Annotated in this window: 13 protein-coding genes, 2 tRNA genes and 2 pseudogenes; 9 read left to right on the top strand and 8 right to left on the bottom strand. The window is 42.5% G+C overall.

The window, feature by feature from the left end:
• Positions 1–6: 6 nt before the first annotated feature.
• From G7Y90_RS15460 to G7Y90_RS18660, 5 genes and pseudogenes are all read right to left on the bottom strand, one after another.
• Positions 7–708 carry a ubiquinone biosynthesis accessory factor UbiJ gene (locus G7Y90_RS15460; RefSeq protein WP_250162835.1) on the bottom strand — a complete coding sequence of 234 codons (702 nt, stop codon included), beginning with the start codon at positions 706–708 and terminating at the stop codon, positions 7–9.
• 111 nt (positions 709–819) lie between these two features.
• Positions 820–1,643 (bottom strand): annotated as a pseudogene (ubiE, locus tag G7Y90_RS15455) (bifunctional demethylmenaquinone methyltransferase/2-methoxy-6-polyprenyl-1,4-benzoquinol methylase UbiE).
• A 7-nt stretch (positions 1,644–1,650) separates the two neighbouring features.
• A complete protein-coding gene (locus tag G7Y90_RS15450; RefSeq protein ID WP_250162834.1) occupies positions 1,651–1,878 on the bottom strand; it encodes a hypothetical protein in 228 nt (75 codons plus the stop codon).
• Positions 1,879–2,033: 155 nt separating this feature from the next.
• Positions 2,034–2,564, bottom strand: coding sequence for an FFLEELY motif protein (locus G7Y90_RS15445; protein WP_349773370.1), 531 nt, complete (start codon positions 2,562–2,564; stop codon positions 2,034–2,036).
• 34 nt (positions 2,565–2,598) lie between these two features.
• The gene (locus G7Y90_RS18660) at positions 2,599–2,742 is read right to left on the bottom strand and encodes a hypothetical protein (protein WP_349773369.1); all 144 of its coding nucleotides are present in this window, start codon (positions 2,740–2,742) and stop codon (positions 2,599–2,601) included.
• 252 nt (positions 2,743–2,994) lie between these two features.
• Between G7Y90_RS18660 and G7Y90_RS15440 the strand changes: the two are divergent.
• The 5 genes and pseudogenes from G7Y90_RS15440 (at position 2,995) to G7Y90_RS15420 (ending at position 8,346) form a co-directional block, all read left to right on the top strand.
• Positions 2,995–4,622 (top strand): annotated as a pseudogene (locus G7Y90_RS15440) (ATPase).
• A 636-nt stretch (positions 4,623–5,258) separates the two neighbouring features.
• Complete coding sequence (locus tag G7Y90_RS15435) at positions 5,259–6,863, top strand: inorganic phosphate transporter (protein WP_250162833.1); 1,605 nt, start codon at positions 5,259–5,261, stop codon at positions 6,861–6,863.
• A gap of 136 nt (positions 6,864–6,999) precedes the next feature.
• Positions 7,000–7,200: a helix-turn-helix domain-containing protein gene (locus G7Y90_RS15430; RefSeq protein WP_250162832.1), complete on the top strand. Its 201-nt coding sequence runs from the start codon at positions 7,000–7,002 to the stop codon at positions 7,198–7,200.
• Between the two features lie 8 nt (positions 7,201–7,208).
• A complete protein-coding gene (locus G7Y90_RS15425; RefSeq protein ID WP_250162831.1) occupies positions 7,209–7,397 on the top strand; it encodes a helix-turn-helix domain-containing protein in 189 nt (62 codons plus the stop codon).
• 109 nt (positions 7,398–7,506) lie between these two features.
• A complete protein-coding gene (locus tag G7Y90_RS15420; protein ID WP_250163924.1) occupies positions 7,507–8,346 on the top strand; it encodes an IS3 family transposase in 840 nt (279 codons plus the stop codon).
• A gap of 64 nt (positions 8,347–8,410) precedes the next feature.
• Here G7Y90_RS15420 and G7Y90_RS15415 read toward each other — a convergent pair whose 3' ends face one another.
• The gene (locus G7Y90_RS15415; RefSeq protein ID WP_502937368.1) at positions 8,411–9,961 is read right to left on the bottom strand and encodes an aminotransferase class I/II-fold pyridoxal phosphate-dependent enzyme; all 1,551 of its coding nucleotides are present in this window, start codon (positions 9,959–9,961) and stop codon (positions 8,411–8,413) included.
• A gap of 563 nt (positions 9,962–10,524) precedes the next feature.
• Between G7Y90_RS15415 and msrB the strand changes: the two genes are divergently transcribed.
• From msrB to G7Y90_RS15390, 4 genes are all read left to right on the top strand, one after another.
• Positions 10,525–10,950, top strand: a complete 426-nt coding sequence (msrB, locus tag G7Y90_RS15405; RefSeq protein ID WP_238035234.1) for a peptide-methionine (R)-S-oxide reductase MsrB — start codon at positions 10,525–10,527, stop codon at positions 10,948–10,950.
• Positions 10,951–11,111: 161 nt separating this feature from the next.
• Positions 11,112–11,597: a glutathione peroxidase gene (locus tag G7Y90_RS15400; RefSeq protein WP_250162830.1), complete on the top strand. Its 486-nt coding sequence runs from the start codon at positions 11,112–11,114 to the stop codon at positions 11,595–11,597.
• A 300-nt stretch (positions 11,598–11,897) separates the two neighbouring features.
• Positions 11,898–11,973, top strand: a tRNA-Val gene (locus tag G7Y90_RS15395).
• A gap of 51 nt (positions 11,974–12,024) precedes the next feature.
• Positions 12,025–12,101: transfer RNA gene (locus G7Y90_RS15390), tRNA-Asp, on the top strand.
• Between the two features lie 274 nt (positions 12,102–12,375).
• Here the strand turns inward: G7Y90_RS15390 and G7Y90_RS15385 are convergent.
• Entirely contained in the window at positions 12,376–13,857 is a 1,482-nt protein-coding gene (locus tag G7Y90_RS15385; protein ID WP_250162829.1) for an ATP-binding protein, read from the bottom strand.
• Position 13,858: 1 nt separating this feature from the next.
• On the bottom strand, positions 13,859–14,626 hold the full coding sequence (locus G7Y90_RS15380; RefSeq protein ID WP_193008275.1) for a heavy metal response regulator transcription factor: 768 nt from the start codon (positions 14,624–14,626) through the stop codon (positions 13,859–13,861).
• Positions 14,627–14,633: the final 7 nt, after the last annotated feature.

Raw genomic sequence — 14,633 nt, 5'->3', positions numbered from 1 at the left:
CAACATTTATTGATGAAATGAGTTATTGAGAAAACGTGCCTGTTCATCTTTGATAGCAGCAAGTTTGGCCTCTTCACGTTCGACATCAGCCCGCAGCTTTAACAGTTGCTGCTTAAGATCGTTTACTTCTGCTGCCTCGGTAGGATCAGGAGCACTATTACCTGCCACCTCATTAGCCCAGTCGCTGACATCGTCAAAAGCGCGTTTAGCACTATGACGCCAGCTACCTTTTAGCTGTGATATAAGTAGATGTAACTGACTGGCCATCGGCTTACCAATAAATGGCTCAAGCTGTCCTGCGACATCTGGGTCGAAACCTGCGACCAGTTGTTTGAGCTGCATGAGCACCTTATAATCACCCGCGATAGGTAAATTGCCTTCGGCACGCATCAGATTCAGCAGTTGCGCTGGGTTATCTACAGTAATGGTACAGTCTGGACGACTATGACCAATCCGTGCGCGCTCCATACTGGCTTGTTGGTGCTCGTTCATCGCGCCCCTTTGCTCAAACACACTCTCGGTTGTCACCGGCTCAAAACGTAAACGCTCATGAGTGAATAAAATATCCAAACGAATTTCAGGCATTGCCATATTGAGTCGCAACACTTTGCCAGCAAGCGGTGCCAATCCTGATTTGGTAATCTCATCACTAGCAATAGCAAGGTTAATCAGCTTTTCGGCACCCGCCAAAAGTAGAACAGTCAGCATAAGGCTCTCGCATAGTCAGTTGAGCGCCTTAAAAGAGCGCATCATTTATAAAGGTCAGTTGCCACCACTTTACGTGATGGCATGTCTATTACGATGGTTTTTAACTTAATCTTACGCTTTAAAGCCGCGATGGACAGCGACAATACCAGCCGTCAAGTTATGATAATCACAATTTTCAAAGCCCGCTTGCTGCATCATCTGTTTCAGCGTCTGTTGATCAGGATGCATACGAATCGATTCGGCCAAGTATTGATAACTCTCAGAATCATTGACAATCAGCTTGCCCATAAGAGGTAAGGCAGTAAATGAGTATAAATCATAGGCTTTAGACAATGGCTCAAATACAGGTTTTGAGAATTCTAAAATTAATAAACGACCACCTGGCTTCAGCACACGGTACATCGATTTGAGCGCTGCGTCTTGGTCTGTGACATTACGCAGACCAAAGCTAATAGTGATTAGGTCAAAGCTATTGTCATCAAATGGCGCGAGTGTTTCTGCATTGGCAAGTACAAAATCGACGTTGTTGCAGCCAGCATTGATTAAGCGTTCACGACCGACTTCGAGCATGGCGGCATTGATATCTGATAACACCACATGACCGTTTCTGCCGACTTCACGGCTAAAGACTTTGGCCAAATCACCCGTACCACCAGCGATATCAAGCACATGTTGACCCGCACGCACGCCTGACAAGCTAATCGCATAACGCTTCCATAAGCGATGAATACCGAAGGACATTAAGTCGTTCATGATGTCATATTTTTGGCGACTGAGGTAAATACGTCCGCCACGCGCGCTTGTTTTTCAGCCTTATTGACGGTCTTGTAGCCAAAATGCGTTTCTTCATTACCATCAACATCAGGTGTATGCGGATTATTGATGTCATCACGCTGGTTAAAAGCGTTTGTTTGGCGGTTTGTGTTTGTGCAGATGCATTATCTACAGTGTTGCTATTGGCGTTGTTACTGGTAGTATGGTTTGGCATAGTGGTTTGTTGGCCTTGTGGCGTTCCCGTTGGTAGGTCTTGGACTTGTGTAAAGTCATTTTTCTTACTGTTTCTACGCCAGCATCAATACCCGTATTAAGCGTGGTATTAGTTTCATAGTTTTGACGTGCTTGCACTTGTGCCGTGATGTTTTGATTGTGGGTGATGCTATCTCTGACCAATTTATCTTGCAGGTGACCATTGATGGTAGGTTTTGATTGAGATGCGCGTTGTTATTATGGGTGTTATCGGTCATAGCATTATCCTGTTATTCACTTTTATGATTATTGGTTTGCAAGGTATAAAATAGTAGCTAACCAAGCAAATGATACGTCTATCATACACCAAACGTCATTGGCTTACCGCCATTATCCGTCTCATGAACACGGTCAATAATCTCAAGCTCACGCTCACAAAATGGTTCAATGAAACCACTGACACTGTCTAACGGACGCATCGCGATAAATCCAGCATTAATAAATTCATATAAGGGTTGATAGTTGTAACGGTAGGCGGTGCCTTTAGCCAAGGCAAAGGCTTTTTGCAACATAAAAGAGTTTATATATTTATCGGTACGATAGCACACCTCTTTTAAATGACCGATTTGGATACGTCTGGTGTCGGCTTCATTGACCGCACGATAGGCGTTCAGCATGTTGTCTTCGTTAACGGCTAAATCTTGAGCCAATAGCCATTCTGCTAAATGTAAATCCAGCTCTATCGCTAAGATAGCGGCTTGTATCGCCATGCTGCCGGTTTCTAAAGCCGCTGCTGGCGCAAAACGCTCGACTTTTTGTGCCTTGGGTACAATGCGTTCTAACTGTTTGGCCAACAATTTAAACTCATCGCCGCCATACAATTGTGTCAAAAAATAATCTGCCATCAACTGATTTTGAGGTTGCTCAAACAAGTCTTTGTGAGTTTTGAATACGATCTCGTTGCCAAGCTTGCACCTCGCTAAGTTTATCGTTTAATGCCAAATCTTCATGATAAGGCAGTGCCCAAAAACGGTTCAAATGTTGTTGTAAATCGGCTAAAGAGGCCATGGTTAGTAAACCTGCATAAAAGTAAAGAGAGTTAAAAGGTTGCGAAAAAAAGCTCAGGATAAACCATGTTTTATACTTTTGGTTTTTGTATTTATAGAGCGTGATTACAGCATGTGTCTGAGATTGTGTTCACCTTAAAAGAAAATAAAGCAGAATACAAATGTCAAACTGTTACATAGCAGCGTTATTTACCGAATTGCTGCAATGCTATGATGACGCTAATATGCTTTCAATCATAGGATGATGACAGTTATGAGCAAAAATAATAAGACGGCTGAACCCACCGCACCACAAGCGCTAAGTGCACAATTTAGTGAGAAAATTGTCTGTGAGCGCTTAACTCCCAATCCCCTGAGCCAGTTTTCTATGGACAAAGATGCACTGAGATTGGCACTGGTCACGGCCCAATATGCTCTACGAGCAACGCGGCAACAGACGCCACCAACCCTCAATAAACCAACAGGGTTATTGGTATTGGTCAATGGTATGGAGCAGGCAGGCAAGGGCACTGCTGTCAAGCAATTGCGACAATGGGTAGATCCTCGACTACTTAAAGTTGAGGCAACCGTTGGTGATTGTCCCTTAGCGTATCAGCCGATTTGGCAAGCACATACCAAGGCATTACCCCGTCATGGCGATGTGATGGTTTATTTTGGCAACTGGTATGCTGACTTGCTTTATAACGTCATGCGTATGGCAACGTCAGACAACGACAAGACGTTGCCGATTGCGCAATGGCAAGCCTATTTACAGCAGCAGCTTATTAAGCTACAAGCATTCGAACAAGACCTAGCTGCCAATCAAACCCGACTGCTTAAATGCTGGTTCCATGTCGATATCGAAACGTTGCAAGCGCGACTGAATGACGATGAAGCCGATCCGCAGTTTTTATACCAAATTGACTGGAATAGTAAAAAAGTTATCGAAACCTTTAATCAAGTGGCTACCGTTCTGCTACGCCAGCAAGATGATTGGATCATCATTGATGGTGATGACAAATCAGATGCGGCTGACCATTTTTGCCATGAAGTGCTACAAGCGATGCAAACCGCGCTAATAAGTAGTAAAATCAATAAAGTACAAACCTCTGATAAATCAAAGGCTAAGAAGCAAGCTCAGCAAGCACTCAAATCAGCAAAGTTTGAACCTGTAAAAATTCCTAAATGTTTAAAAGATATCGATGAGGCAGAGATTGACAAGTCGGACTACCGTGATGCGTTGGTAGAAAAACAAGTTCGCCTTGCACAGTTGCTGCGTGCGCGCAAAGGGCGTCATATCGTTTTTGCCTTTGAAGGAATGGACGCTGCTGGCAAAGGTGGCGCGATTAAAAGATTGGTTGCGCCTCTCGACCCACGCGAGTATCAAATTTATAATATCAGTGCGCCAATGCTGTATGAGCTGCAACATCCCTATCTATGGCGTTTTTGGACCAAACTTCCGAACGAGCAAACCGACCGTATTAGCCGTATTGCCATTTTTGATCGGACTTGGTATGGGCGCGTTTTGGTTGAGCGCATTGAGGGTTTTGCCACGGATGAAGAATGGCAGCGTGCTTACGATGAAATCAATCGCTTTGAGGCGGATTTAGCCGCGGCGGGGACAATCGTTATCAAATACTGGTTGGCTATCGATAAAAAGAACAGCTTAAACGTTTTGAGGCACGTCAAAAGACACCGCACAAGCAGTTTAAGCTGACGGATGATGACTGGCGTAACCGTGATAAATGGTCGGATTATGTGCAGTCTGCGGCGGATATGCTGGCACGTACCGATACAGAGCACGCACCGTGGTGCGTCATCGCGACCAATGAGAAGCGTCAAGCACGTTTGGATGTTTTAGATCATGCGATTAAGCAACTATCAGCGGTGTGTGGCAGCTGATATGCGATTGGTCATTCAATTAGGTAGCTGGTTACAAAGCGCCATAATTATATATTTAACGTTAAATAAATTCAGGGAAAGAGAGTATAATGCTGCGTTACAGCAGGATGTTTTCTAACACATATGCTGGCAGTTACAAATCTTGCAATATCATCATGCATTATGCGCTTATATTTAATATAATAGGCGCGTAATAGCTCCTGCTGTGCACGAAACTCACTGAGTGAGTAGAGTGTTTTACCCTTTGACACAGACATTTTAATCACTCTGGTTAATAAATTTGGCAAAGGTTCTTACAATAGCAGTTATTAGAACCAAAATTATTACTACGACATATCTAAGCCGCAAGCTGCTGTAATCAGACGATTTGGCAATATTCCTTGCGGCTTTGTGACATATTGAGTGATGTGTTTTACCTTATTTACTGCCTTTACGTAAAATAAAATACGAGTAAATAAAAGATAAGCGTTAGGGTAGAGCACCAAGATAGCAGTAAGAAAACCGTTTTTAGCAAGCATATTGCGCGTTTCATATACGTTATATTAATGTCAGAAGTTATCACGAGCATTATTAATAGCCGCGCAATGTCATCAACCGCCTATAATTTCAATCAGCTTACGCAGGACGTATCAACGTATGGGTATTAGCAACAGTTCTACAGAGCCAGCCAAATCAGTCGGTTCTATGAGAATAAATCTTTTTGCCATTTTACTGATTGCGATGACCGCCTACTTTTTGTGGTGGGGTCTAGATTACACGATGCGTCAACAGACGACGCTATTTATTGTGGCCACTGCTTTTGGTGTCTTTATGGCATTCAATATTGGTGGTAACGATGTCGCCAACTCCTTTGGTACCTCAGTAGGTGCAGGGACGTTGACTATCCCGCAGGCACTGGGTATCGCAGCGATATTTGAAGTATCCGGAGCCGTACTGGCAGGTGGTGAAGTCACCGATACCATTCGAAGCGGCATTGTCGATTTAGATGGCCTTTCGGTAACGCCCAACCAATTCATTTATGTCATGCTGTCAGCGCTCATCGCTGCCGCATTTTGGCTGTTATTTGCCACTAAAAAAGGTCTGCCCGTTTCGACCACGCACGCCATTATTGGCGGCGTTGTTGGTAGCTCTGTTGTATTAGGTATCACGTTAGGTGGTACTGAAATGGCATTATCAACGGTGAATTGGAGTACGATTGGCACCATCGCGATTTCTTGGGTATTATCACCGCTATTGGGCGGCGTTTTGTCCTATGTATTATATGGACAGATTAAGAAAAACATCATTGAATATAATGATAGAACAGAGGCGCACATTGCGACTTTGAAAGGCGACAAAAAAACCTTAAAACAAAACCACAAAGAATTTTTGGACGGTTTAACAGAATCAGAACAGCTGGCCTATACGTCAGCGATGTTACGTGATCAAGAAATCTATAAAGATGATGATTGCGATGTTGAAGATTTAGAGACTGACTACTATAAACAGCTTTATGAAATTGAAAATGAACGCAGCAACCTTGATACGCTAAAAGCGTTGAAGCAATGGGTTCCTATCATTGCGGCAGCAGGCGGCGCGGTCATGGCCTCTTTGGTCATCTTTAAGGGTTTAAAGAATGTCAATAATGGCATGACGACGCTGCAAGGCTTTTTAATCATGGGTATGATCGCGGCGCTGGTGTGGCTTGCGACCTTTATCTATACCAAGAGTATCCGCGGTAAACATAAAGAGGATTTGACCAAAGCGACGTTTATTATGTTTAGCTGGATGCAAGTCTTTACCGCCTCTGCTTTTGCCTTTAGCCACGGCTCAAACGATATTGCCAATGCAGTCGGTCCTTTTGCCGCTATTATGGATGTTATCCGTACCAATAGCATTGCGACTGAAGCCGCTGTACCACCTGCGGTTATGCTGACTTTTGGTGTTGCGCTTATCGTTGGTCTTTGGTTCATTGGTAAAGAAGTTATTCAAACGGTTGGTACCAACTTGGCAAAAATGCATCCCGCTTCTGGTTTTTCAGCTGAATTGGCTGCGGCTGCAGTGGTAATGGGCGCGTCAACCATGGGTCTGCCCGTATCAAGCACGCATACCTTGGTCGGTGCAGTACTGGGTATCGGTATCGTCAATAGAGACACCAATTGGGCGTTGATGAAACCTATCGGTTTGGCATGGATCATTACTCTTCCTGCAGCAGCGGCAATGTCTGCAATCAGTTATATTATTTTGGTCAATATTTTTTAACACGTACGCTTATTAAGGTTTTTGCTTAAATCTTATTTAACCTTATTTATAAGCACGTTTCAAATAAAAAACGCTTATCAGCATCATGCCGATGAACTGAACCCCATAAGTTGGACACAACTTATGGGGTATTTTTATGCGTTACGATCTAGACTTTAAGATGCAAGTCATCGCATACTATCGGCAAGGCCATAGTAGTCACGCCACCGCTAAGAAGTTTAACGTCAATCCAGAGTTTGTACTCAAATGGGTTAAGCAATACCAAAGCGGTGGCATAAATGCCATTAAGCCAAGACAAGTAAGGCCAAATACAGCAGTGAGTTTAAACATCACGTGATTACGACCATGCTTAAAGAAGATTTAAGTCAATCTGAGGTGGCACTGAAGTTTAACATCAGCTCACCGGCGCTCATTAGTCATTGGCACAAAGCTTATCGACTACAGGGTATGTCTGGACTCGTATCTAAACCTAAAGGTAGAACCGCCATGAGCAAACCATTTATCACAGACAAGCCAGATGATGAAAGAGCTTAGCAGAGCTTAAGCGTGAGAATGAGTATCTACGTGCGGAGAACGCCTACCTAAAAAAGCTAGATGCCTTGCTCAAACAGAAGAAGAAACAAGCTTTGAAAAAGCAAGGCTCATCGAAGGACTAAGAGAGCGCTGCTGTTTATCTGACTTACTTAAAGCCGCTGGTATGCCCAAAAGTGTCTTTTACTATCATAGAGCAAGACTTGAGCGTGATGACAAATACACTGAATTAAAACAGCGTATTGCTAAGCTGTATCATCAGCACAAAGGCAGGTATGGCTATCGCAGAATCACTGAGGCTCTAAAGCAGTTAGGTAGTCATTACAACCACAAGCTCATCGCTAAGCTGATGCGTAACATGAAGCTTAGCGCCAAGATAAGACGTCAGAAGTACCGCTCTTATAAAGGACAACAAGGTAAGATTGCAAAGAACTATTTAAAGCGCCAGTTTACTGCAGATAAACCGAACACACGCTGGCTCACCGATATTACTGAGTTTAAGGTGGGTGATCATAAGCTGTATTTATCACCCATACTCGATTGTTATAACAATGAGATCATCAGCTATACGCTCTCAAAGAGACCCACTTATGACTTAGTTGGTAAGATGCTAGCTAGTGCTTTAGATAAGACAAAGGCGTGCCGTGGTAAGAGATTAATGCTGCATTCAGATCAAGGGTGGCATTATCAAATGAAACCGTTTAGCACGACGCTTAAACAGCATGGAATTAAGCAAAGTATGAGCAGAAAAGGCAACTGCTTAGATAATGCACTGATAGAGGGGTTCTTCGGTACGCTGAAGTGCGAGACGATTTATATTGAGAAACCGAAGACTATTGAGCAGTTAGAACAACAGATTCATGAGTATATACATTATTATAATCATGAGCGTATTCAACTTAAATTAAAAGGACTGAGTCCTGTGCAATACAGAACTCAGTCCTTGTTATAAACTAAACCGTCCAACATTTGGGGGTCAGTTCACGATAAGCGTTTTTTTTATGTCAAGTTAAGGTTTATTCGGTACCAAATTGTTTGCGCTTTTTGGCAAAGAAGCGATCTAAGCGGTCCATGGCGTCTTCTAAATCATGTAAGTTTGGCAAAAACACCAAGCGGAAATGATCGGGCTTATCCCAGTTAAAGCCTGTTCCTTGCACCATTAAGACATTTTCTTCAACAAGCAAATCCATCATAAATGCCATATCATCTTCGATAGGGTAAATATCAGGATCCATCTTTGGAAAGCAATAAAACGCGCCTTGTGGCATGGTACAAGAGATACCTTTGATCGCATTAAGTCGTGACACGGCCATTTCACGCTGCTTATATAAGCGCCCACGCTCTGACGTGAGCTCTTTCATGCTTTGATAGCCGCCCATCGCGGTTTGAATAGCGTATTGACCTTGGACGTTGGAACACAAGCGCATAGACGCTAACATGTCCAAGCCTTCGATAAAGTCAGTGGCATGGTGCTTTTTGCCAGATACCATCATCCAACCTGCGCGGAATCCCGCGATACGATGCGATTTTGATAATCCATTGTATGAGAGTACCAGCACATCATCAGTCAAGGTGCTCATTGGGGTGTGTACCATATCATCATAAAGAATACGATCATAAATTTCATCGGCCATGATGATTAAATCATGCGCTTTAGCGACCTCAATAATTTGTTTCAGTAATTCATCACTATAAAGTGAACCCGTTGGATTATTAGGATTAATCACCACGATACCCTTGGTTTTAGAGGTGATTTTAGATTTAATGTCTTCGATATCAGGATGCCAATTGTCGTCTTCATTACAGCGATAATGTACCGCTGTGCCGCCAGCTAGGTTCGCCGCTGCCGTCCAAAGCGGGTAGTCTGGCATTGGGATAAGCACTTCGTCACCATCATTCATCAAAGCCTGCATGGTCATTACAATCAGCTCAGAAACTCCGTTGCCCAAATAGACATCACGGACATCAACTGCCGATAGCAACCCCTTTGATTGATAGTACTGTAGGACAGCTTTACGCGCTGAAAAAATCCCTTGCGAGTCGGAATAACCGGTCGCGTCTGGTAGGTTCATCGCCACATCGCGCAAAATCTCATGCGGGGCTTCTAAACCAAAGGGGGCTGGGTTACCGACGTTCAGCTTTAATATACGTTTGCCTTCTGCTTCCATCTTATTGGCTGTTTGCAATAGCGGGCCGCGAATGTCGTAGCAAACATTTTGTAATTTATCCGATTTTTTTATTGTGTTCATAGGGTGACCACTCATAGGGTTATTTTGTGAGTTTGTATCTATAGTAGGAGTTGTAGCTGTTTGATTAATTTGGGAGTCATGTATCTTGTCAGTTTGAGCAAATGACATGTTTTGACTATTTTTGTTATGAGAATGAGTGCTTTCACTTACCTCTTTATTATTATCACTGTCGTTTTTTAGTTCACCGCGTAACAGATAGCCTTCGCTGCAGCCTAAAATGTGTGCTAGCGTTGGTAGTTTAGATGACACAATGCCATTGGTGCCACGCTCCCAATTCGAGATAGCACCGCGACTGACTTTTGCGCCTGCTGCGGTCATGGCTTGCGCTAATTGCTCAGCAGTCAGCCCTTTATCACGACGTAGCTGTACCAGTCTTTCGGCTTGTGTGCTTTTATTTTGTCATCAGCCATAATCATTCAAGCCTTTATTCAGTAGTTGGTAATAGAGAGAAGGAAAGCAGGCATTTGTTTTAATTAAGCCTTAATGCAAGATATTATTGCATTATCAGTATCAATGCAAGCTGTTTTTAAGGAAGATGTATTTACCAATGCAAGAATAACTTGCATTGGTGGTATTATCGTTGCCTCCTTTCTGCGCTACTAGATATCAAACTTCTTTCAGAGAGTTATTATCATGGCTAAATCTGTATTCATTGATATGTTAAGAAAATTTGCTGTATTTTTTTATCATAGCTTTTTCAATACCTTACGCCATCACTTGTTTATGATAGTTTTCTTGTAATGTATGCCTTGAATATTGAATAGATAAACAATAGATAAGGCCCATCGTTTTTAAAAATATGGCGATAAAGTGTTAGTTAATAGCAGATAAAAGCTAATGCTAATGGATGAGATAATACATACCCAAATTAAGGATACATTATGCAAGACAATCAACTTAGCCAAGAAGAAATCAGCCAATTAACAGAAGCTGATTGGAAAGAGCGTTTGAGTGCTGATGAATATCACGTGATGCGTGAAAAGGGTACAGAACGCCCATTTACGGGCATCTATAACGATGCGACTGACGACGGTATTTATCGCTGCAAAGGCTGCGGTGCGAGCTTATTTGACTCAAGCAATAAATTTGATGCCAGCTGTGGTTGGCCAAGTTTTGACCAAGGAGTTGATAACAGCGCTATAGAGGAGCATGTAGATAATTCGCTTGGCATGACGCGGACAGAAGTGACCTGTAGTAACTGCGGCGCACATTTAGGTCATGTCTTCCCTGACGGCCCAAGCGAGACGACAGGCATGCGCTATTGCATCAATTCTGTGTCTATTGATCTAGATAAATCTGAAAAGTAATTGTTAAAAAAATTGCTTAGAGTATTTTAGAGTCATGGCAGGGAAGCGCGAGATGCTGCCTTGCCAGTTATTAGCATTATTAATGTTTTCACTGTTATTGAAAAATGAGCACGGTTTAAAAGAATATCAAAATAATAACTTAATCGATTTAAGGACAAATGATGAGCACGATTTACGATTTTACTGCTGAGCGCATGGACGGTACTGCACAAGCGTTCTCTGATTATCAAGGTAAGGTGTTATTAATCGTCAATACCGCCAGCAAATGTGGGTTTACGCCGCAATTTGAAGGCCTAGAGGCGCTGTATCAACAATATAAAGATCAAGGATTGGTCGTTATTGGTTTCCTTTGTAATCAATTTGGCGGGCAAGATCCAGAGAGTAATGATGAGATTGGCGCATTTTGTCAAAAGAACTATGGTGTCAGTTTTCCAATGATGGCGAAGGTTGATGTCAATGGCAAAGATGCTCATCCTATTTTTGATTGGCTCAAAGAGCAAAAGGGTGGTGTATTGACAGATGGTATCAAATGGAATTTTACTAAGTTTTTAATTGGTAAAGATGGACAGGTCATTGACCGCTATGCGCCAACCACCAAACCAGATGCCATAAAAATGGATATCGAACAAGCATTAGCCAGTAAATAGGGTCATGCTTGAAAATTTATTGGTTTTTTATAAAATATAAATCCAATGAAAACATAGGCTTGTCAGATTAATAAATAAAAACCTATAAAATACGTTAAAAAACTGAAAATACTGTTTGACAGCTATGTGTAAATCTATATATACACCCACAGCAAGGGGACTTAATTAAGTTCAATGTTGTTAGAATTTTTACTGACTTAAAGCGTGACAACTTTAAAGATTGAACTTTCTATAAAATTCCCTTTAAGGAATTTTAACTTGCGAAGTTAAAATTGCAGTGCAATTTTTTAACGCTTCTCAGGGTGATTAGCTCAGTTGGTAGAGCGTCTGCCTTACACGCAGAATGTCGGCGGTTCGAATCCGTCATCACCCACCACTCTTTTTAGCGAGTGTCTCTGTAATAAGAGAAGATGCTAAGACGACCTAAGCAGCGGTAGTTCAGTTGGTTAGAATACCGGCCTGTCACGCCGGGGGTCGCGGGTTCGAGTCCCGTCCGCTGCGCCATATTTAAAACGAATTTAGACCTTTGGGTTTAAGCAAGTTTCGCCTCAAACATAACTTTGTTTGGGGTTTTTTTGTGTTTAAAATTCCTCTTACAGCCTTTATCTATAAAGGTTGACTATTTTTCTTTATCAACTCTTAGGGAATAGTCTATCTTCAATAATGTATTCTCTATAAGTTTGGTTGCATACATTCTACCTTTTGAAAATCGATGACCACCCGCTTGCTGACCACCTACTCGGTGACCAAAAAGTGACCATTCTCGATTAAACCCGCCCTATGATTCTTTTAATAACTGTACGTTAACTTGAAAGTAGTACCCATCCTTAATGGTAATACTGACTTTGCCGTTATGGGCATTGACGATCGCTTGTACGATGGCCAATCCCAGCCCTGTGCCCGAATGCTGATTATTGGATTTGTGATGACGATAAAAGCGTTCAAACAGTCTATCTGCTTCCGCTTGAGTTAGAGGCGTCTGCAAGCGATTAGTGATGGTGATGTTTAGTGATGGCTGCTGAGCCGTTTCTCTAAGGGCGTGAGCGTTATGTTTTATGAGGCTAGCAGTCTTAGAAACGGCAGTAATAGTAATGATACTGTCGCTGGCGGCGTAGTAAATCGCATTAGATATCAAGTTGGCAAACAGCCTTTGTAACAAGCTCTCATCCCCTAATACCACATCAAATGCCCCTTTTTTCTCAAAAGAGATACCGCGCTCTTCGGCTATCAGTTCAAAATAATCGATGAGCTTAATTATCAGTGAATCGGTATCGACAAGATGACGTTGTGAGTCGTAGAGACCTTTTTGAGTTTTTGCCAGCAATAGCATATTGTTAATTAGCAGGGATAGTTGCTTGAGCGTGGCGTGTTGATGATGTAGCTGCTCGACATATTCTTGATGGTCTCTAGGTTTACTGAGCATCACTTGAGTTTGGGTGCTCAACGTTGCCAGTGGTGTGCGCAGTTCGTGAGCAATGTCATCTGAAAACTGTGATAATGAGGCAAAGTTGTGTTCGAGTTTATCCATCATGGCATTATAAGCGTCAGCCAATGGTCGCAGCTCGCTTGGCATTTCAGAGACGATAATTCTATCGTCTAACTGCTCGGCGTTGATACGTGCCATTTTTTGACTGATGGTCGCTAAGGGGGCGAATCCTAGATAGACGCTAAAAGCCGCCACTGATACCAAGATAAAAGTGATTGCAATAAGTATCAGGATAAGATGGTGGTTAAACTGGGCAAGGTATTGATGATGCACATCAATCGGTAGCGCGATTAATGCCAAGCGATTAGAGTGCTCAATGACCAGCGCGCGATAATGACGATGATTAAGCTGCAAGTCAAAGGGTTGATCGCGGTGCTGCTGCCATAGTTTTTCGACCAATTGGGAGTCATTGAGTTTATCAATAAAATCCTTTGGCTGACTATTAATGACTTGTCCATTATGGTCAGTGATAATTGTTTTGACTTCATAATCTGGTCGAAAAATATCTATCACGGATGATGCTGTATTAGCGAGATGAGCAGGGTCGGAAAGGTTGTCAGAGCGCTGATCATCCGATGTCACCTCTGTCATATACTGTCGTAAATTAAACGCAGCATGAGTCAGGATCTCTGAGTCCATTTGTTCAAAATGATCATTAACCGAACGCTGTATCCATATGTACAAAAAAGCTTGAGATATCAGCACACATACCGTTAATACTAGGGTAGTGCGCCACAGTAATGACAAGCGTCGATGCTCCGATTTATATGTCATGCTATTTTACTTCAACATGATTGAGTTTAGAAACCGTATTAGCCTCATTACTCATATCAATGCTAGTTTCATTATTGACTGTAACGGCGCTATTGTCCGCTTCTAGTTTATAGCCCATACCGCGTACGGTATGAATGAGCTTATTTTCAAAGCCATCGTCGATTTTACTTCGTAAGCGTCTTATCGCCACATCAATCACATTGGTATCGCTATCAAAATTCATATCCCATACTTGTGAAGCGATGACAGAGCGGGGCAATACTTCGCCTTGATGCTCAAGTAAAAACTGCAATAGCGCAAATTCTTTGGCCGTCAATTTGATAGAACCTTTATCTCGATGCACACTACGTTTGGCGATATCCAGTTTTAAATCAGCTATTTGAAGCACTGTGCTGGCGTAATCTGCTTGATTGGCACGGCGTAGTAAGCTTTTGATTCTGACCAACAGCTCAGCGAAGGCAAAAGGTTTAGTGAGATAATCGTCACCGCCAATCTCAAAGCCTTTTATGCGGTCGCTAAGGTCATCTTTTGCGGTCAAAAATAATACAGGGGTGGTGTTACCAGCAGCGCGATAATTACTGACCAGCTCAAAACCACTGACATCAGGCAGCATCACATCCATCACCACGACAGTGAAGTCCTCAGTCATCAGAGCATGATACCCATCTAAACCTGTGGTTTTATGCTCAACGATAAAACCTGCCTCGCTTAAACCTTTTTTAATGTAGTCGCCAAGTGATAACTCATCTTCGACTAACAATACTTTCATAGCATAC

It is taken from the genome of Psychrobacter sp. WY6 (assembly GCF_018448495.1).
Classification (GTDB): domain Bacteria; phylum Pseudomonadota; class Gammaproteobacteria; order Pseudomonadales; family Moraxellaceae; genus Psychrobacter.
The sequence above is the reverse complement of the archived record's forward strand: the minus strand, read 5'-3'. Positions and strand labels throughout refer to the sequence as shown.